Here is a 17,864-nt window from a genome sequence, read left to right as displayed (position 1 = left end):
TCACTCCTGCGGGGGCGTCACCGCCTCGGCGAGCCGGATCAGGGGGTCGACCACCGGCGGGCCGAACATCACGGGATCGTTGTGCTCGGCGCCCGGCAGGGCCACCTTCTCGACGAGTCGGCGGGCGGCGCCGGCGACGGCCTCGCTCTGCCCGGGCGGGACGATCGTGTCCGCGGTCCCGTAGACGACGGTGATCGGCACGTCGAGACGCGCGACGGTCTCGGCGACCGGGAAGCGGTCCCACATCAGCCCCGTGGGCAGCAGCGGGTAGTGGTGCCGGCCGACGGTGGGCAGATCGACGAACGGCGAGCGCAGCAGCATGCCCGCGGGCGGATGCTCGGCGGCGAGCCCCGTCGTCACCCCGGTGCCCAGGCTCTCCCCGAGGTAGAGCAGCCGGTCCGGTCGGACGTTCTCGTGCTCGAGGAGGTACTGCCGGGCGGCGCGCACGTCGCGGGCGAGGCCGTCCTCGCTCGGGCGGCCGGGGTTGCCGCCGTAGCCGCGGTAGTCGAAGAGCAGAGTGGCGAAGCCGGCCTCGGCGAGCGCCGACGCCAGCGGCGCGCGGTCGACGCGGTTGCCGCCGTTGCCCGAGGCGAGCAGCACCGTGAAGCCCCGCGCCGTGCCGCGGGGCGGGACGTACCAGGCGCCGAGTTCGAGCCCGTCGGAGGTGGTCAGCAGCACGTCGCGGGCGCCGGGCAGCAGCGACTGCGCCGGTGGCGGCGGGGACCTGTCGGGCAGGTAGATCAGCCGGCGCTGCCCGAACCACAGGGCCGACGCGAGCACCGCGACGACCGCGACCACGAGCCACACCAGGCGCATGGCACCAGTGTGCCGTGGTGTCCTATCGGATCCGGGCGGATCCGAAAGGACACCACGGCGGCGGAGCCGCCTATCGCGGCGCCATGCGCAGCGCGCCGTCCATGCGGATGGTCTCGCCGTTGAGGTAGTCGTGCTCGGCGATCATCTGCACGAGCTGGGCGTACTCGGACGGCTGGGCGAGGCGGGACGGGAAGGGCACGCCCGCCTCGAGGCCCTTGCGGTATTCGTCGGTGACGCCGGCGAGCATCGGGGTGTCGACGATGCCGGGGGCGATGGTGTTGACCCGGATACCGTACTGGGCCAGGTCGCGGGCCGCGGGGACGGTCATGCCGTGGACGCCGCCCTTGGAGGCGGAGTAGGCGATCTGGCCGATCTGGCCCTCGAACGCGGCGACGGAGGCCGTGTTGATGATGACGCCGCGCTGGCCGTACTCGTCGACGGGCTCGGTCTTGGACATCGCGTCGGCGGCCAGGCGCAGCACGTTGAACGTGCCGAGCAGGTTCACGGTGATGACGGTGCGGAACAGCTCGAGGTCGTGCGGGCCGTTCTTCGACAGCACCCGGCCGGCCCAGCCGACGCCGGCGCAGTTGACGACGAGGCGCAGCGGCAGGCCCGAGGCGACGATCTGATCGACGGCGGCCTGCACGTCGTCGGCGCTGGTGACGTCGGTGGCGATGAGGGTGACGCCGGCGGGCGCCTTGTCGCCGACGCGCTCGATGGACTGCGCGAGGTCGAGGCCGAAGACGGTCGCGCCGGCGTCGGCGAGACGCTGGGCGGTGGCTGCGCCGAGACCGGAGGCCGCGCCGGTGACCAGTGCGGCGGTTCCCTGAATTTCCACTGCCGTGCTCCTTTCGTGGCGCCACCGTCCGGCGTGCGCCTTGTCGACGCTCGCACCTTAGCGCGCGTTAGCTCGTGCGGATCGGCAGCGGTGGTAGGGCCGTCCCGCGCCGGAGCTGTCGTGCGGCGACTAGCGTCGACCACGGTAACGCCCGGTAGCGGAGGAGGGGCACCGTGGAATCCGACAGTTCGATCGCCGGGTTGTGTGACGCGGTGATCGCCGACCTCGACGCGTTGTCGGCCGAGGCGGTCGACCGGATCCGCGAACGTCTGCCGACCTACCTGGTGGTGCCGCCGGACGAGCACCGCGAATCGACCCGGCAACAGTTCCTCGTCACCCTCCGGTTGCTCGCGGATCGTCCCGCAGACACGCACCCGGCAGGCCCCGAGTTCGAGCGTGCCCGGCAACTCGGCAGGCAACGGGCACTGCAGGGGTTGACCCTTGCGAATGTGATCGAGTCCTTCCACATCGGGTCGCGAGAACTGTGGCGCGCTCTCGTCGAGCACGCGCCGGAGCCCACCACGGAACTGCTGCACGCCGGGGGGCTGCTGTGGGACCTCGTCCATGCGGGGACGACCGCGGTGGCGATGGGACACGACGACGCCACCCGCACGGCGCAGGCGGTACGGGCCAATCGCCGCGCGCTGCTGTTCGAACTGCTCGAGCAGGGACACCCGACGGAGGAGGCCCGAACGCTGGCCGCTGCGCTGGGGCTGGACCCGGACGGGATGTTCCGAGCCGCATGCACGCCGTCCGAGGCGTGGTCCGATGTGCAGCTGCAGGGACTGCAGCACGCGCTGGACGACGGACCGGCGCCGGCGCTGTGCAGCCGACGCGGCACCACGGTCGTCACCGTCTTCCAGACGGTCGCGAGTTCGGTGGTCGTCGACGCGATCCGGCACGTGCGCCCCGACATGTCGGTGGGATTGGGGCTCGCCCGTCGGGGCCTGGAGGGGGCGACAACGAGCATCGGTGACGCCCGGCGCGCGCTCGCGCTGGTGCGGGGCCGGGCACAGACCGCCGACTTCGACGAGTGCTGGCTGCCGGCGATCCTCTTCGAACACCGGGAGGAGCTGGCGCCGATGTTGGCGAAGGGCGCGGAGATCGCGGCCCGGCACCCGCACCTGGCCGAAGCGGTCTCGGCGTTCGCCCAGAGCGGGTTCTCGGCCAGCGCGGCCGCCCGGAGACTGCACCTGCATCCCAATTCGCTCGCGTACCGGCTCGAACGCTGGCAGCAGTTGACCGGGTGGGATCTGCGCACGGTCGACGGGCTCGTCCGGTCGATGGTCGCGCCGGCGCTCTCGTGAAATTGCCGAACAGGATGCCCGAAGTTCGGCTCTGTTGCCGATGGTCACGGGCGAAGCGAAGGCCGAGTATGAACCGGGACACGAGATCGGCCCTCGGGAAGGAGTGCTCATGACCGACGCAGCGCAGACAGGTCCGGGGATCGAGGTGCCACGGCCACCGACGTTCGGCTCGGCCGACGAGGAGCGCCTGCACCGCAAGCAGCGCCTGGCCGCAGCGTTCCGGCTGTTCAGTGCATGCGGCTTCGACGAAGGCGTCGCCGGCCACATCACAGCTCGCGATCCCGAGCATTCCGACCACTTCTGGGTCAACCCCTTCGGAGTGCACTTCAGCCTGATCCGGGCGAGCGATCTGATCCTGGTCAACCACGAGGGCGAGATCGTCGAGGGGAACCGGCCCGTCAATCGGGCGGCCTTCGCCATCCATTCCCAGGTCCATGCTGCGCGTCCGGACGCGGTGGCCGCCGCGCACGCGCACTCCCTCTACGGCAAATCGCTGTCGAGCCTGAAGATCGGACTCGAGCCGCTGACGCAGGACGCCTGTGCCTTCTACGACGATCACGCGGTGTTCGACGACTACACCGGTGTGGTGCTCGACGTCGAGGAGGGCCGACGTATCGCCACCGCCCTCGGCGACAACAAGGCCGTCGTGCTCGCCAATCACGGGCTGCTCACCGTGGGTCAGACGGTCGACTCGGCCGCGTGGTGGTTCATCACCATGGAACGGTCGTGCCAGGCCCAACTGATCGCCATGGCCGCCGGCACCCCCCGCCCCCTCGACGCCGCCACCGCGAAGTTGACGTACGACCAGGTCGGACTCGAGTACGCCGGATGGTTCCAGTTCCAGCCGCTGTATCAACGCATCGTCGCCGCCCAGCCCGATCTGCTCGACTGAAGCGGGCCCTGGCGCGGCCGCCCGGCACCGGGCGGCCGGGGTCACGACTCCGGCCCGCCGTCGCGTCCGAGGCGCGTCGCGCCGACGCCCGCGGCGACGAGGCACGCGGCGGCGCCGAGCAGCAGTCCGGCCCGGCCGCCCCACTGTTCGCTGACCCACCCGGCGATCGGGCCGCCGATCGCGGTGGAGCCGAGGAAGGCCACCGCGAACAGCGCCATCACGCGCCCGCGCATGCCGGGGGCCGCGGCGAGCTGCAGGGAGCTGTTGGTGGTGGCGGTGAACGCGACGCTGAGGACGCCGACCAGCACCATCGCGGCGAGCATGAGCTCGAGCGTGGGCGCCACCGCGGCCGCGAGCAGCACCACGCCGAACACCGCGGAGGTGGCCACCACGGCGGTCGTGCCGGTGCGACCCCACGTGGCGACGGCGAGCCCGCCCACGACGGCGCCGGCGCCCATCGCGGCGGTGAGGAAGCCGTAGGTCTCGGCGCCGGCACCGAAGGTCTGCTGCGCGACCACGGGCAGCACCACCTGGAACTCGTACGCCAGGCAGCCCACCAGCGCCATCGTCAGCAGCGGCACCGCGAGTGCCGGGGTCTGCCGCACGTGCGTGAGCCCCTCGCGGAGCTGGCCGCGGGCGCGGGCGGCGGGTGGCGACGGGCGCAGCAGGGACAGGTCCAGGCTCGCCAGGGAGGCGACGACGGCGACGAAGCTGAGCGCGTTGAGCAGGAAGCACACGCCGAGACCGCCGACGGCGATGATCAGGCCCGCGACGGCCGGGCCGATCAGGCGCGCGACGGACGCCAGCACCGACTGCAGGCTCACGGCGTTGCGCAGGTCCTCCGGTCCGACGAGTTCGAGCATGAACGACTGGCGGGCGGGGTTCTCGAAGCACTGGTTGAGTCCGAGCACCACGGCGAGGACGTACACGTGCCACAGCTGGACGGCACCGGTGACGGTGAGCAGGCCCAGGATCAGGGCCTGCACACCCATCGCGGACTGCAGGCCGATCATGAGCCGGCGCTTGTCGACGCGGTCGGCGACCACCCCGCCGTAGGGGCCGAGCAGCAGCATCGGCACGGTCTGCAGGGCCAGGACGAGGCCGATCGCGGTGCCGGAGCCGGTGAGCTCGAGCACCAGCCACGACTGAGCGACCGTCTGCATCCACGTGCCGATCAGGGAGACCGCCTGGCCGCTGATGTAGCGCCGGAAGTTGGCGCCGCGGAAGGCGGCGAAGGTCTGGCCGCGCAGGTCGGTGAGGACGGTCATCGGCGCTCCTCCGCGGAGCGACGGCACATCTGCTCGGCGAGCGCTTCGAGCGCCGGCAGGGCGTCGTGCAGGGCGTGGAGCCGCTCGGGGGACAGTTCCGCGAGGTGCTCGGTGAACACTGCGGTGCGCATGCGACGCAGGTCGGCGAACGTACGGGCACCGGCCTCGGTGATGTGGGCGCGGACGACGCGCTTGTCGTCCGGGTCCGGGGAACGGGTCAGGAGTCCGGCGTCCTCGAGCTTGCCGAGCATCCGCGAGAGCATCGTCGGATTGAGGCCCTCGATCTCGGCGAGCTCGCGCACGCCGACGGTCTCGCGCCGGGCGACGGTGGCGAGGATCGAGAACTGGGACCGGGTGAGTCCACCTGCGCCGGCGGTGCGGCGGTCGACGCGGCGCGCGATGCGGCCGAGCGCCACGCGCAGGCGGTTGACGTCTTCCTCGTCGAAGCGGTCGTGTGCGGTCGTGATGCCCACCTCCATTTACTTGCCTATCGGCAAGCATACTCCTGGGGAGGCGGACGCAGGGCACCCGCGCGGTGCTCTACCGCTCGGCGGGTGCCTCGACGGCGACGGGGACCCGTGCGACCTCGGTCCGGCGGCGCAGCAGCGCCCGGCCGGTCACGACGGCGAGCGCGACGGCGAGGGTCACCCCGCCCGCGACCGGGCCGGCGGGCGTGCCGGGGGCCAGGCCTTCGCCGAGCATCCAGGCGCCGAACCCGAAGAACAGCGCCGCCGCCGCCAGCCGGATCGCGTTCTCGGGCAGGTGCTTGCCGAGGACGGCGCCGACGACGATGGCCAGCGCGTCGGCGGCGACCATGCCGATCGTCGAGCCGACCCACACGCCGGCCCAGTCGTTGTCCGCGGCCAGGGCGATGGTGGCGAGCATGGTCTTGTCGCCGAGTTCGGCGAGGAAGAAGGCCGACAGGACGGCGAGGAAGGCCGAACGGGTGACGCGGGCGGCCTTGCCCTGCTCGTCCTCGTCGAGGGAGTCGCCGCGCAGCGTCCACAGGCCGAAGAACAGGAAGGCCAGGCCGCCGACGATCGCCATTGCCGAGGTGGGGATCGCGAGGCCCAGGTAGTGGCCCACGGCGACGGACACGAGGTGCACCGCGGTCGTGGCCGCGAGGATGCCGGACAGGACCACCCACCAGCGGTAGCGCAAGGCGAACGTCATCGCCATGAGCTGCGACTTGTCGCCGAGTTCGGCGACGAACACGACGGCGAAACTCAGGACCAGGGCGGACCACATACCGGGGGTTCCTCCTCCTCGCGTGTCGGTGTGGAGGAGGTGGGGACCTTCCTCCGGCCGGGCGACGCGGGTGCGTCGCGGCCGAAGGTCTCGCCCACCGGTGCGGAATCCGGTTCGCCGGGCCGGGCTGAACGCCAGTATGTCGACCGGGCGATTGTGGGCTACTCCCCTTCGCTTAGGCAACCATAACGTGGGCTGCACGAAAAGGCAAAGGCGGCAATAAGTTTGGAAACCCGAACTTCGAGGTGCGGGTTCCGGTCAGGCGGCGAGCAGCATGGCCAGAACCGCGGTGTCGGGATCGCTGTTGGGATCGACTCCGACCCGGCTGACCAGCGACGTCACCGTCCCGTCGGCCTCCGCCTCCACCCACGCGGCCCGGTGCTCGAGGCCCAGGTGCGGCAGCCCCGGCAGCAGCACGCACCCCGACGCCGCGCCCGTGCACTCCGGCAGCGACGGCCGCGTCTCCGACGGCGGGTGCAGCATGATCAGGGCGGGCGGCTGGTGCGCCGCGAACCGGCCCGGTTCCACCGCCTCGTCGCCGATCACCGGACCCTCCGCGAGCACCAGGCCCACCGTGCCCGGCGCGGGGTCGTCGGGCAGTTCCTCCCGTACCCCGAACACCGTCGACGTGGTCAGCAGGCCGGGCAGCGACGCCACCCGCACCGTCACCGCGAGCAGCTGCGCCCATTCCCGCGTGCTCTCCGGCCACCGCCCCGAAACCACGAATCCCCGCAGGGATCCTCCGGTGTGGAAGGCGGCGAGGCCGATCTGTTCGTTCCCACTCATCCCGCTACCTCCTCGGTGTGACGACAGTCGATGACCGATACACGCCGTTGGGTAGGTGAAGAATGACCGTTTCGTCCGCTGGCACACAAGAGCCCCCGAGTGCCAGCCCCGTCGCGCGTCCCTCCGGAACGCGCGAAGGGGATGCCGGAATCCGGCATCCCCTTCGCGAAGTGCGACGCGACTAGACCAGCAGACCGGCGGTCTGGGTGCGGGCGCGGTCGAAGCGGGCCTGCACGTCCGCCCAGTTCACGATGTTCCAGAAGGCCTTGACGTAGTCGGCCTTGACGTTCTGGTACTGCAGGTAGAAGGCGTGCTCCCACATGTCGAGCATGAGCAGCGGGGTCAGGCCGATCGGGATGTTGCCCTGCTGGTCGTACAGCTGGACGATGATCAGCCGCTGGCCGATGGAGTCCCAGGCCAGGATGGACCAGCCGGAGCCCTGGATCGAGTTCGCGTTCGCCGAGAAGTGGTCGCGGAACGCGTCGAACGAACCGAACGCATCGTCGATCGCGGCACCGAGCTCGCCGTCCGGCTTGTCGCCACCCTCCGGCGACAGGTTCTTCCAGAAGACGGAGTGGTTGGTGTGGCCACCGAGGTGGAAGGCCAGGTCCTTCTCCAGCTTGGTGGCCTGCGCCGCCATCGTGCCGCTCTCCCGCGCCTCCGCCATCTTCTCGAGGGCGGTGTTGGCGCCGGCGACGTAGGTCGCGTGATGCTTGCTGTGGTGCAGCTCCATGATCTTCGCCGAGATGTGCGGCTCGAGCGCGGCGTAGTCGTAGGGCAGGTCCGGAAGCGTGTACTCAGCCACGAAGGATCCCTTCTCTTCGGGCCCGGCGGGGCCCGTGCGTGATTTTCAAGTACTTCTGGGTTTCCACCCAAACCCATAAGTACACCCTCTGCAATACCGCCCGCGCAGCCGGTTGTGCGGGGCGGCGGTGGCGGCGGAGGGCGTCGCGGCGGCGTCCGAAAAGGGACCGACGACCTACCTGCGGAAACGCCGGACAATTCGGCCGGCGGGTGAACGGGCCCTTAACATCGTCGGGTGTTTCGGCCCCTCGCGAGCGACGGGACGCACGACGCCCCGGCGCCACGTGTGGACCTGCCCGGTGTGAACCTGCTCCGCACCGTCGCCGTCCTGGCGGTGCTGTACTCGCACATCTCCTTCTATCTCATCGACGACCTCGGCACCGGCTGGTGGGTCATCGACGTCGTGTACCGGGTGCTCGTCGAGGGCGCCGGCCTCAATCAGCACCTGTCGTTCCTCGGGGTCGCGATGTTCATGACCCTGACCGGGCTGCTCATCACCCGCTCCGCGATCCGCGACGAACCGCGGCGCTTCCTCGTCGCCCGCAGCGCGCGGCTGCTGCCGGCGTTCTGGGTTGCGATCCTCGCCGCGATCCTGCTGGTGCGGCTCGGGATCAACGGGATGTTCAGCGGCCAGACCGGCGTCTCCGGCGTCGAGGCCGTGCTCAGCTTCTTCCTGGGCGGGTTCTTCCTGAAGCCCGAGGTCGCGGTCCTCGGGGTCACCTGGACCCTCGCCGTGCAGATCACGTTCTATCTGTACTGCGTCGCCGCCCGGCCGCTCCTGCGGACCCGGCCCATCGTGGTGCCCGTCCTCGGCGCCGTGGTGTGCATGCTGGTGCTGCTGTACAACCTCTACCTGCCCGAGCCGTACACGGTGCCGTTCCTGTCCAAGGTCGCGGCCACGATGCCGACCGTGTTCCTCGGCCAGATCGTGTACCTCGGCTGGGCGCGGCTGACGTCCCGGCGGTGGCTGATCGTCGCGCTGCTCGCCCAGGTCCAGGTGGTGCACCTGGCCACCGACTACCAGGTCTACTGGGCCGGCAGCCGCTACCTGTGGACCATCGTCGTGGTCACCGCGTGCGTGGTCCTGCTCTCCCGCATCGACGGCCGGTTCGCCCGCTCGCGGGTGCTGCACTGGACCGCCACCCGCAGCTACGCGATCTATCTGGTGCACACGCTGGTGCTCTACCGGGTGTACGAGAACACGGTCGCCCACCTCGGCCGCACCGGTGCCGTGCTCGCCTTCGTGGTGGTGTGCGCGGCCGTCGCCGAACTGCTCTACCGCGGCGTCGAGGTGCCGGCCGCCCGCTGGATCACCGCCCGGTGGTTGTCGCCACGCCCGTCGCCCCAGGTGGCGGCCGAGACGGAACCCGTGGAGAAGCCGCGCGCGTAGCATCGAGGCATGTCCTGGTTCGACGACATCCTCGCCCGTGCGGGTTCGAAGTCGGTGATGGTCACGCAGGAGCAGGCGCTGCCCGGCCGCGCCGAGCCGCTGCCCGTTCCCGACACCCATTACGTCAACGGGCACCGCATCATGCCGCCGTTTCCCGAAGGGATGCAGACCGCCGTTCTCGGCATGGGCTGTTTCTGGGGTGCGGAGAAGGAGTTCTGGGGGCTCGAGGGCGTGTACTCCACGGCCGCGGGATATGCCGGGGGATACACCCCGAATCCCACCTACGAGGAGGTGTGCTCGGGCCGGACCGGGCACACCGAGGTGGTGCTGGTCGTGTTCGATCCGAAGGTGATCTCCTACGAGGGCGTCCTCAAGCAGTTCTGGGAGAACCACGACCCCACGCAGGGCATGCGGCAGGGCAACGACCACGGCACCCAGTACCGCTCGGCGATCTACACGTTCGACGAGGGGCAGATCGAGATCGCCGAGGCCACCGCCGAGAACTTCGGCGCCCGGCTCGCCGCGGCCGGCTACGGCGCCGTGACGACCGAGATCGCGCCGCTCACGCAGTTCTACTACGCCGAGGACTACCACCAGCAGTACCTGGCGAAGAACCCGAACGGCTACTGCCCCGTCCACGCCACCGGGGTGAGCTGCCCGGTCGGCCTCGGCGCCTGACGCCACGCCCCGCGCCGCGCTCGGTCCCGAACGGATCGGCATCGGCGACTTCCGGGTTGTGTGACGTTGGCCGGAACGCCTTGCCGTCGTTAGCTGTGCGTATCACTCTGGAAAGAGGGAGTTGTCACGGGGGAGAGGATCGAGGCCGAGATGATGCGGAACACGAGCGGATACCTGCGGGTCCTGCGGCGGGGGCTGCGCGGCCGCCACCCGCTGATCCGGCGCACCGACCGTGCCGAGGCGCGACTCGCCGTGGCGGTGCTGCTCCTGGTCCTGGCGACGATCCCCCTCGCCGGCTGGGTCGGCGCCCGCACCTGGGACACCCAGTCGGCCCTCGCCGTGCAGCAGACCGCCGAACGCACCCTCGTGACGGCGAAGACGCAGGCTGCGGCCGAGACCACGGACGCCACTGCCGGCGAGCTCACGATGGTGGCCTCCGCGTCCGCGCCCGCCACCTGGGCCTGGGGCGACGAGAAGCGCCGGGGTGACGTCACGGTGGACTACGGCACACCCGCCGGCGCCGACGTGCAGATCTGGGTCGATCCGAACGGCGAACAGGCGCTCGCGCCGCTGAGCGCGACGAGCGCGAAGATCTCCTCGGTCCTGGTCGGGCTTTCGCTCTGGTTCGCCGCGGCCCTGCTCGCCGCCGCGGTGTTCGGCTACGGCCGGTGGCGGCTGGATCGCACCCGCAACCGGGAATGGAGCCGCGAAATCGCGGCCTTCCTCGGTTCCACCAGCAGCCACTGACCGCGCCTCGTCGTCACACTTCCGGCATGACCTCCCGCGCCACCAGTTCGAGGTGGTCGAGGTCGGCCAGATCCAGCACCTGCAGGTAGATGCGCTGCGACCCGGCCTCGGCGTAGCGGGCGATCTTGTCGACCACCTCGGCGGGCGTGCCGGCGAGACCGTTCTCCCGCAGCTCGTCCACCTCGCGCCCGATCCGGGCGGCGCGGCGGGCGATCTCCGCCTCGTCGCTACCGCAGCACAGCACGAGCGCGTTCGAGTACGTCAGCTCGGAAGGGTCGCGGCCGGCCGCGCGGCACGCGTCCTGCACGCGGGCGAACTGGGCCGCGGTGGCCTCCACCGACTGGAACGGGATGTTGAATTCGTCCGCGTACCGGGCCGCGAGGGCCGGAGTACGGCGCTTGCCCCCGCCGCCGATCACGATCGGCGGACCGGAGCGCTGGTGCGGTTTGGGCAGCGCCGGTGAATCGACGATGCGGTGGTGCGCACCCTCGTACGAGAAGGTCTCCCCGACCGGCGTCTGCCACAGCCCGGTGATCACGGCGAGCGACTCCTCGAACTTGTCGAAGCGCTCCTTCAGCGACGGGAAGGGGATGCCGTAGGCGAGGTGCTCCTCCTCGTACCAGCCTGCCCCGAGCCCGAAGTCGACCCGGCCGCCGCTCATGGCATCGACCTGGGCGACGGTGATCGCGAGGGGGCCGGGGTGGCGGAACGTCGCGGAGGTCACCAGGGTGCCCAGCCGGATCGTGGAGGTCTCCCGGGCCAGGCCGGCCAGCGTGATCCAGGCGTCCGTCGGGCCGGGCAGGCCGGCGGAGTTCATCGCGAGATAGTGGTCGGAACGGAAGAAGGCGCCGTAGCCGAGCCGTTCGGCCGTCTGCGCGACGGCGAGCAGGTCGTCGTAGGTGGCACCCTGCTGAGGTTCGGTGAAGATCCGTAGTTCCATGCCGTCGATCATTTCAGTTCGCCGGTGACCGCGTCGGTCTGCGCCGAAGTGCGCACTCGCCGCCGACGGTGCACCGGAAGCCGTGAACCGTGCGCGGTGGTGGTGCAGAAGATGCCTGTGGGGCAACGAATGACGCGAGCAGCCCGGCCGCTCACCGCCGAAATGTTCCCGGAGTGAGGCGATGTGCCGCTGTGGAAACTGAGCCCTCTGTGGATGAAGCTGTGGAAACTGTGGATAACTCCCGGGCGGAGGCGTTTTCACCCGACCCCGCCGGGACGGGGCGAATCGGGCGGGCGGCCCTTCTCCATGGGGCGGGCGGGATCCCCGGTGGTCGCTGCATGCGCCGCAGCGGCGTGCCAGTATTGACGGTGTGAGCTTCCCCGACGTGCCCACCGTCACGGTCGCCGACGTGCCGCCGATCGGTCCCGAGGTCGTGCTGCTCGACGTGCGCAAGGCCGGCGAACGGGATCTCGGGCACGACGGCGACGCCTCGGCGAAGATCTGTTGATGGCCGCCTACCAGATCTGCGTCCGCTGCGGACACCGCTGGCCCGTGTCCTGGCAGCCCCGGCAGTGGTGCCCGGGCTGCCGCGGGCTGCTGCTGTCCCCCGACGACACCGCGGCCCCCGTTCCACCGGGGCGCCGCAACTTCCGCTGGGTGGCACGGCCGCCGCAGGCCCGCTCCGGCCAGGACGGTCCCCGGCCGCGACGGCGGCCGGCGGGCCCGGCTCCGCGCTACCACGAGGTGCCGCGCTGGGGCCTTGCCGATCCTCGCCCGGCCGGCGAGCCGTCGACCCCGTCGCGTGAGGAAACCCTCGCGGATCTCGCCCCGACCCTGCTCGCCGGAACCGCCGTCGTATTCGGCCTCGCCGCCGTCGCCGAGGCCGTCCGCTACGGGCTGCTGCTGTACAACCGCACGCGCCTCGTCGACCCGCTCGCTCTCGCGGCGTCCGACGCCCTGGTGTGGGCCACCCAGTTGTGCGGCCCTGCCGTCGCCCTCGCCGCCGGGGTCGCGGCGACGCTGCGGCTGATCCGCGTGCGGCGACGGCTGTTCGCCGCCCGCGGTGCCGCCGACCCGCGCGGCCGGATCTCGCTGCTGCTCGGGTGCCTCGTGCCCGGCGTGAACCTCGCGATGCCCGGCGTCTTCCTCACCGAGATCACCGGTCCCGACGACCCGCGGCTACGGCGAGCAGTGCGCACGTGGTGGGTGCTGTGGGTGCTCGGCGGCGTGCTGTTCGTCGTCAACGTGCTGTGGCGGCAGAGGGACACCCTGCAGGCGCAGGCGGACGGGGTGCTGCTCGCCGCGGTGACCGCCGCCCTCGCCGCGGCCGTCGCCGTCGCGGCACTGCACGTGGTGCGGCTGTTCGACGACGAGGACCTGCGGGGCCGTCCCCGTCGCCTGCCCCGCCGCACCGTGGCGACCGGCCCCAAGTACGAACCCATCGCGCCGATCGAACCGGTCGGCGCGCGCACCGACGAGGCGGTGGCCTCGTGACGGCGGCCGGCGAACCCCGCGTCGTCGCGCACCGCGGGGCCTCCGCCGCCAGGGCCGAGCACACCCTCGCCGCCTACGAACTCGCGCTGCAGGAAGGCGCCGACGGCCTCGAATGCGACGTGCGGCTCACCCGCGACGGGCATCTCGTGTGCATCCACGACCGCACCGTCGACCGGACCTCCACCGGCAGTGGCCTGGTCAGCGAGATGACCCTCGCCCAGCTCGGGGAGCTCGACTACGGCACCCCCGGCGAGCCGGCGCGCCTGCTGACGCTGCGGCAGCTGATCGAGCTGACCCTCGACTGGACCAGCCGGCCCGTCAAGCTGTTCGTCGAGACCAAGCACCCCGTGCGCTACGGCGGGCTCGTCGAGGCCAAACTCCTCGCCGAGCTGGCCCGCTTCCGGCTCGCCACCCCCGCCTCCGCGGACTTCTCCCGCGTCGTCGTGATGTCGTTCTCGGCGGCCGCGGTGTGGCGGGTGCGGCGGTCGGCGCCGCTGCTGCCGACGGTGCTCCTCGGCGACACCTCCCGCTATCTCGGGGGCAGCGCCGCCACCACCGTCGGGGCCACCGCGATCGGCCCCTCGATCCTCACGCTGCGCCAGCACCCCGAGCTCGTCGACAAGGCGGCTGCCGCGGGCCGCGCCACCTACTGCTGGACCGTCGACGATCCCGCCGACGTCGAACTGTGCCGCGACCTCGGCGTCGGCTGGGTGGCCACCAATCATCCGGGGCGCACCAAGCTTCTGCTCGGCGCTTCGCGCGGCGTGTAGTTTTGCGCCGTGGCCAAGAAGAGTAAGAGAAACAGCGGACCCAAGCCCGGCAGCAACCGTGCCGCGAAGCTCGAGCAGCGCCGGCTCGCCCGGGAGGCCGAGGCTGCCACGGTCACCCGGCCGTTCGAGGGTCTCGCCCTCGAATGCGACCTGGTGGCCCTGCGCGAGTTCGTTCCGTCGGCGGTGTTCACGTTGCCGTTGACCACGCCCGGCCGGACCGTCCGCGCGGCCACCGTGCTGCCCGGCGCCGTCGCCGCGCTCGCCCGCGAGGAGGGCGACGAGACCACCGCGTACGTCGGGCTGCAGCTCGCCGCCGCCGGCCCCGACCCGGCCGCCGAGCTCGGCGCGGCGATCGCGTGGGCCCGGGAGGCGGAGGCCGGGTCGTCGCTCGCCGTCGCCGAACCCGGACCGGACGAGCCGCGCCTGCACGATCTGATCGACGTCGACGTCGTCCCGGAGATCACCGTGCACCAGGACTTCGACTGGTGGATCCCCGAGGGCGTCGAGGTCTCACCCGACGTCGCGCACACCGTCAAGCACGCCAACGACGCGATCATGCCGTCCGCACGGCTCGAGGGCGAGGGCGTCGTCGCCGCCTGGTGGGTGGATGCCGGTGAGAAGGCGCACCTGCGCTGGGTGCGTCCGGAGGACGAGGACACCCTGATGTCCGCGCTGTCGCGGGTGCACGCCGCGGGCGGACTGCACCTGGGGGAGGGCTCGCGGTTCGCCGGATCGTTCCGCACCCACGGCCTGCTCGTGCCGGTGTTCGATCTCGACCCCGAGCGGCACCCCAACGAGTGGGTCGCCCCGACCGCCGAGTTCGGTGCCCGGCTCGCCGATGCCTTGGCGGTCGACGCGCCGCTCACCGCCGCCGAGCGGCGCTCGCGCGACGGCCTGCGCAGTCGTCAGGTCACTCTGCGCTGACCCGTCCCGTCGCCGACCCCGGCCCGACCCCGGGCCGAGCGAATGTATCGTTCCGTCGGCCTACGGAGATGAGCGATACATTCGCTCGGCTCGGGGCGAGCGGGCTCACGACGGCGGCGTCAGCAGTTCCGGCGGAATCTGCTGGTCCTGGGCCAACGCGTCGAAGAACGGCACGGCCCGCGACCGATCCCACAGCAGCACATTGCCGATCCCGGAGACGTCCTCGAAGCCGCCGACCGGGACGGTGGCGGTCACCGTCTCGCCGCGCATCGCCCACCCGAGCCGGGCCAGGTGCCACATGTGGTCGCTCTCGTCGACCCGCAACGAGCCGGCGACCCCGGAGGCCAGCGACCACATCCGCACCGGGTTCAGCAGCGTGCTCAGGCCGGTGGCCTTGCTGAGCAGGGCGGACATGAACAGCCGCTGGTTGTTCATCCGGTCGAGGTCGGCCAGCGCCGTCGCGCGGGTGCGCACGAAGCCGAGGGCCTGCGGACCGGTGAGTTCCTGGCAGCCGGCCGGCAGGGAGATCCCCGCCAGCGGATCGTCGATGGCCTGCGGCAGGCAGACGTCCACACCCCCGAGGTCGTCGACGATCGAGGCGAAGCCGCCGAACCCGATCTCGGCGTAGTGGTCGATGTGCACGCCGGTGGCGCCCTCGACGGTCTGCACCAGCAGCGCCGGACCACCCAGCGCGAACGACGCGTTCAGCTTGTCCTGGCCGTGGCCCGGGATCGGGACGTACGAGTCGCGGGGGAGGGACACCATCGTGGTGGCCCCGCCGCCGCTGGGCACGTGGATCAGCATGACGGTGTCGGTGCGGTCCGGGCCGGTCTCCCCACCCGTCGCGAGTTCCTGCTCCTGCTCGGTGCTGAGGCCGGTGCGGCTGTCGGACCCCACAAGCAGCCAGTTGGTGCCCGGGGTGTCGCCGACGCGGTCGTCGTAGTCGGCGAGCGCGTCGACGCGGGTGAGCTTGCCGTCGAGGTACACGGCACCGGCGCCGACGAGGGCGATCAGCACCAGCACGACGATCGCGGCGCGGCGCAGCAGGCGACGGGCGCCGACGGGGCGACGGCGCGGGGCCGGCTCGGGCGCGGGCGGGGTGGGCCGACGTCGCGGCGGCGGGGCCGGCGGTGGGGGCGCCGCGGCGCGGCGCGGCTCGTCGTACGGTTCGGGGGTCTGTCTGGGCGCCCAGTCGCGCTGCTGCCTCGGCGGTTGCTGCCTCGGGGGTTCGTGTGGCGGCGGGGCCGGCCGCGGCTGCCGCGGCGGGGGTGCCGGCGGCCGGTACTGCGGTGTGGGCGCCTGCGACCAGGCCTGCTGCGGGGCGGGGGGACGTCCGTCGCGACGGATGATCTGCGGTCCCTCCGGCGACGGCGACGACGGCGGCGCCGGCCGGCCCATCGGTGCCGGGCGGCGCGGCGGCGGCATCTGCGGAGGCTGATGCGGCGGCCGGGGCCGGGGCCGGGGGTCGGGATGGTCGCCGTTCACGACCTCCCAATGTACGCAGCCCGGGCTAGGGCAGCCAGGACACGTGCCCGCGCAGCGCCTGGTAGCCGACGAATGCGACGCTGTCGATCAGCGCGTGCGCCACCACCAGCGGCCACAGCTGCGACGTGCGCTGCCAGTACCGGCCGAACACCAGACCCATGACGACGTTGCCGAGCCCGCCGCCGAGGCCCTGGTAGAGGTGGTAGCTGCCGCGTAGCAGCGACGAGGCGAGCAGCGAGGAGTTCTCCGACCAGCCGAGCTGCCGCAGTCGGGTGATCAGGTACGCAACGACGAGAACCTCCTCGGCGGCGGAGTTCGCGATCGCCCACAGCACCAGCGCCGGCAGCCGCCACCAATAGTCCTCGAGAGTGCTGGGCGCGACGGTGAGGTTGATGCCCGCCGCCCGTGCCACCAGGTACAGGCCGAGCCCGGGGATTCCTATGAGCGCGGCCAGCCCCACGCCGGGGAGCAGGCCGCGGCGCAGCTGGTCCCGGGCGAAGCCGATCGCCTTCGGGCCGATGCCGCTGCGCCACAGCAGGTACACCCCGAGCGCAGCCCATGCCAGCAACCGGACGATGCCGAGTACCTGCCGGGCCAGGTCGATGAACTGCTGCGACGAGCGGGGGACGTTCAGCGCGACGGTCTGGTCGGACAGCGGCTCCGGTGCGAGTGCGGATTCGAGCAGCGACAGCATCGACGACAGCCCGCTCAGGCCGAAGGTGACGAGCAGGACGATGGTGACCTCGACCCACAGGGCGCGGCGGGCCGTCGGGTCGAGGGGCTCGGCGGGTGGCCGGGGCGGTGGCGTCAGCCAGGTACGGATCGTCACGGTCGCGATTGTGCCGCGTCGCGGCGGGCCTCTCACATCCTGATCTTGATCGCGTCCCGACGGGAGTTGACGCCCAGCTTGCGGTAGATCGAGCGCTGGTGGGTTCGCACGGTGTTCACGGACACGAACAGCGCGGCGGCGATCTCCTCCGCTGTCATCGGGGTGCGGAGGTAGGCGAGTATCTCCCGCTCCCGGGCGGACAGTACCCGAGCAGCCGCGAGCGTCTCGTCGGCCCGGACGAGGCGTGCGGCGACAAGGCGGCTCGCCTAGACGAACGCGAGAGCCTGCACGCCGGAGGGGTTGCCGACACCTCGACAGCGCGCTTCGGGTGACGAGGACGGCGATATCACTTCGCCGTCAGTGCCGTGACGACGGGGACGTTCGTGGTGTGCCGCAGCGGATCGGCCAGGTGGATCGCACGGGCGGACCCGACCGACCTCTCCACGAGCAGGGCGTGCGCCATACGCGTGTAGACCGGCCAGGGGACCCCGTGCTCGTCGCTCGGGGGCACACCGTCGAGCAGTTCCCGCGCACGGGTGAGTTCACGGACGTCTCCCAGCGCAGCGACAGTCGAGGCGAACGGGTGGGCCGCACTCGACGTGCGCTGTCCGGGGTCCCTCCGGTCGGCCGCGGTGAACACCACAGCGG

General features: G+C 71.8%; 21 protein-coding genes. 9 read left to right on the top strand and 12 right to left on the bottom strand.

The features are described from left to right. Nucleotides 1-816 carry an alpha/beta hydrolase gene (locus OCS65_RS00425; RefSeq protein ID WP_065923221.1) on the bottom strand — a complete coding sequence of 272 codons (816 nt, stop codon included), beginning with the start codon at nucleotides 814-816 and terminating at the stop codon, nucleotides 1-3. 70 nt (nucleotides 817-886) lie between these two features. After that, on the bottom strand, nucleotides 887-1,654 hold the full coding sequence (locus OCS65_RS00420; RefSeq protein ID WP_006944673.1) for an SDR family NAD(P)-dependent oxidoreductase: 768 nt from the start codon (nucleotides 1,652-1,654) through the stop codon (nucleotides 887-889). Nucleotides 1,655-1,827: 173 nt separating this feature from the next. Here OCS65_RS00420 and OCS65_RS00415 point away from each other — a divergent pair, with 173 nt between their 5' ends. Both OCS65_RS00415 and OCS65_RS00410 read left to right on the top strand, forming a co-directional pair. Beyond that, nucleotides 1,828-2,961 carry a PucR family transcriptional regulator gene (locus tag OCS65_RS00415; RefSeq protein WP_029546930.1) on the top strand — a complete coding sequence of 378 codons (1,134 nt, stop codon included), beginning with the start codon at nucleotides 1,828-1,830 and terminating at the stop codon, nucleotides 2,959-2,961. Between the two features lie 109 nt (nucleotides 2,962-3,070). Beyond that, nucleotides 3,071-3,853 carry a class II aldolase/adducin family protein gene (locus tag OCS65_RS00410; protein WP_006944669.1) on the top strand — a complete coding sequence of 261 codons (783 nt, stop codon included), beginning with the start codon at nucleotides 3,071-3,073 and terminating at the stop codon, nucleotides 3,851-3,853. Between the two features lie 41 nt (nucleotides 3,854-3,894). Here the strand turns inward: OCS65_RS00410 and OCS65_RS00405 are convergent, their stop codons facing one another. From OCS65_RS00405 to OCS65_RS00385, 5 genes are all read right to left on the bottom strand, one after another. Further along, nucleotides 3,895-5,121, bottom strand: a complete 1,227-nt coding sequence (locus tag OCS65_RS00405) for an MFS transporter (RefSeq protein WP_072633903.1) — start codon at nucleotides 5,119-5,121, stop codon at nucleotides 3,895-3,897. After that, complete coding sequence (locus OCS65_RS00400) at nucleotides 5,118-5,537, bottom strand: MarR family winged helix-turn-helix transcriptional regulator (protein ID WP_029546932.1); 420 nt, start codon at nucleotides 5,535-5,537, stop codon at nucleotides 5,118-5,120. The genes OCS65_RS00405 and OCS65_RS00400 overlap by 4 nt, the downstream gene beginning before the upstream one ends. A 124-nt stretch (nucleotides 5,538-5,661) precedes the next feature. Next, nucleotides 5,662-6,369 (bottom strand): TMEM165/GDT1 family protein, encoded by a 708-nt coding sequence (locus OCS65_RS00395; protein WP_161995337.1) that lies wholly within the window; start codon nucleotides 6,367-6,369, stop codon nucleotides 5,662-5,664. Between the two features lie 258 nt (nucleotides 6,370-6,627). Next, on the bottom strand, nucleotides 6,628-7,155 hold the full coding sequence (locus OCS65_RS00390) for a hypothetical protein (protein WP_006944656.1): 528 nt from the start codon (nucleotides 7,153-7,155) through the stop codon (nucleotides 6,628-6,630). Nucleotides 7,156-7,336: 181 nt separating this feature from the next. Beyond that, on the bottom strand, nucleotides 7,337-7,960 hold the full coding sequence (locus tag OCS65_RS00385; RefSeq protein WP_263508396.1) for a superoxide dismutase: 624 nt from the start codon (nucleotides 7,958-7,960) through the stop codon (nucleotides 7,337-7,339). A gap of 285 nt (nucleotides 7,961-8,245) precedes the next feature. On the opposite strand from OCS65_RS00385, the gene OCS65_RS00380 reads away from it, so the two are divergent. The 3 genes from OCS65_RS00380 (at nucleotide 8,246) to OCS65_RS00370 (ending at nucleotide 10,774) form a co-directional block, all read left to right on the top strand. Continuing rightward, on the top strand, nucleotides 8,246-9,349 hold the full coding sequence (locus OCS65_RS00380) for an acyltransferase family protein (RefSeq protein ID WP_006944652.1): 1,104 nt from the start codon (nucleotides 8,246-8,248) through the stop codon (nucleotides 9,347-9,349). Between the two features lie 9 nt (nucleotides 9,350-9,358). Continuing rightward, nucleotides 9,359-10,027, top strand: a complete 669-nt coding sequence (msrA, locus tag OCS65_RS00375; RefSeq protein ID WP_006944650.1) for a peptide-methionine (S)-S-oxide reductase MsrA — start codon at nucleotides 9,359-9,361, stop codon at nucleotides 10,025-10,027. A gap of 150 nt (nucleotides 10,028-10,177) precedes the next feature. Next, complete coding sequence (locus OCS65_RS00370) at nucleotides 10,178-10,774, top strand: Rv1733c family protein (protein WP_006944648.1); 597 nt, start codon at nucleotides 10,178-10,180, stop codon at nucleotides 10,772-10,774. Nucleotides 10,775-10,787: 13 nt separating this feature from the next. On the opposite strand, the gene OCS65_RS00365 is transcribed toward OCS65_RS00370, so the two are convergent. Next, nucleotides 10,788-11,714 carry an LLM class F420-dependent oxidoreductase gene (locus tag OCS65_RS00365; protein ID WP_029546935.1) on the bottom strand — a complete coding sequence of 309 codons (927 nt, stop codon included), beginning with the start codon at nucleotides 11,712-11,714 and terminating at the stop codon, nucleotides 10,788-10,790. A gap of 370 nt (nucleotides 11,715-12,084) precedes the next feature. Here OCS65_RS00365 and OCS65_RS00360 point away from each other — a divergent pair, with 370 nt between their 5' ends. Genes OCS65_RS00360 through OCS65_RS00345 form a run of 4 tightly spaced genes read left to right on the top strand, consistent with a single transcriptional unit; the run spans nucleotide 12,085 to nucleotide 14,902 of the window. Further along, on the top strand, nucleotides 12,085-12,222 hold the full coding sequence (locus tag OCS65_RS00360; protein ID WP_206531166.1) for a hypothetical protein: 138 nt from the start codon (nucleotides 12,085-12,087) through the stop codon (nucleotides 12,220-12,222). Continuing rightward, nucleotides 12,222-13,208: a DUF4328 domain-containing protein gene (locus tag OCS65_RS00355; protein WP_072633905.1), complete on the top strand. Its 987-nt coding sequence runs from the start codon at nucleotides 12,222-12,224 to the stop codon at nucleotides 13,206-13,208. The genes OCS65_RS00360 and OCS65_RS00355 overlap by 1 nt, the downstream gene beginning before the upstream one ends. Continuing rightward, nucleotides 13,205-13,978 (top strand): glycerophosphodiester phosphodiesterase, encoded by a 774-nt coding sequence (locus OCS65_RS00350; RefSeq protein WP_065923220.1) that lies wholly within the window; start codon nucleotides 13,205-13,207, stop codon nucleotides 13,976-13,978. The genes OCS65_RS00355 and OCS65_RS00350 overlap by 4 nt, the downstream gene beginning before the upstream one ends. Nucleotides 13,979-13,987: 9 nt before the next feature. After that, on the top strand, nucleotides 13,988-14,902 hold the full coding sequence (locus OCS65_RS00345; RefSeq protein ID WP_231772171.1) for a DUF5926 family protein: 915 nt from the start codon (nucleotides 13,988-13,990) through the stop codon (nucleotides 14,900-14,902). Nucleotides 14,903-15,007: 105 nt separating this feature from the next. Here the strand turns inward: OCS65_RS00345 and OCS65_RS00340 are convergent, their stop codons facing one another. The 4 genes from OCS65_RS00340 to OCS65_RS00325 form a co-directional block, all read right to left on the bottom strand. Beyond that, entirely contained in the window at nucleotides 15,008-16,300 is a 1,293-nt protein-coding gene (locus OCS65_RS00340) for an LCP family protein (protein ID WP_420833255.1), read from the bottom strand. Between the two features lie 112 nt (nucleotides 16,301-16,412). Further along, the gene (locus tag OCS65_RS00335; RefSeq protein WP_006944640.1) at nucleotides 16,413-17,216 is read right to left on the bottom strand and encodes a CPBP family intramembrane glutamic endopeptidase; all 804 of its coding nucleotides are present in this window, start codon (nucleotides 17,214-17,216) and stop codon (nucleotides 16,413-16,415) included. 32 nt (nucleotides 17,217-17,248) lie between these two features. Continuing rightward, complete coding sequence (locus tag OCS65_RS00330; protein ID WP_072633908.1) at nucleotides 17,249-17,419, bottom strand: response regulator transcription factor; 171 nt, start codon at nucleotides 17,417-17,419, stop codon at nucleotides 17,249-17,251. Nucleotides 17,420-17,562: 143 nt separating this feature from the next. Continuing rightward, complete coding sequence (locus OCS65_RS00325; protein ID WP_065923219.1) at nucleotides 17,563-17,859, bottom strand: hypothetical protein; 297 nt, start codon at nucleotides 17,857-17,859, stop codon at nucleotides 17,563-17,565. Nucleotides 17,860-17,864: the final 5 nt, after the last annotated feature.

Source organism: Rhodococcus aetherivorans, assembly GCF_025722975.1.
Classification (GTDB): Bacteria; Actinomycetota; Actinomycetes; order Mycobacteriales; family Mycobacteriaceae; genus Rhodococcus; species Rhodococcus aetherivorans.
The sequence above is the reverse complement of the archived record's forward strand: the minus strand, read 5'-3'. Positions and strand labels throughout refer to the sequence as shown.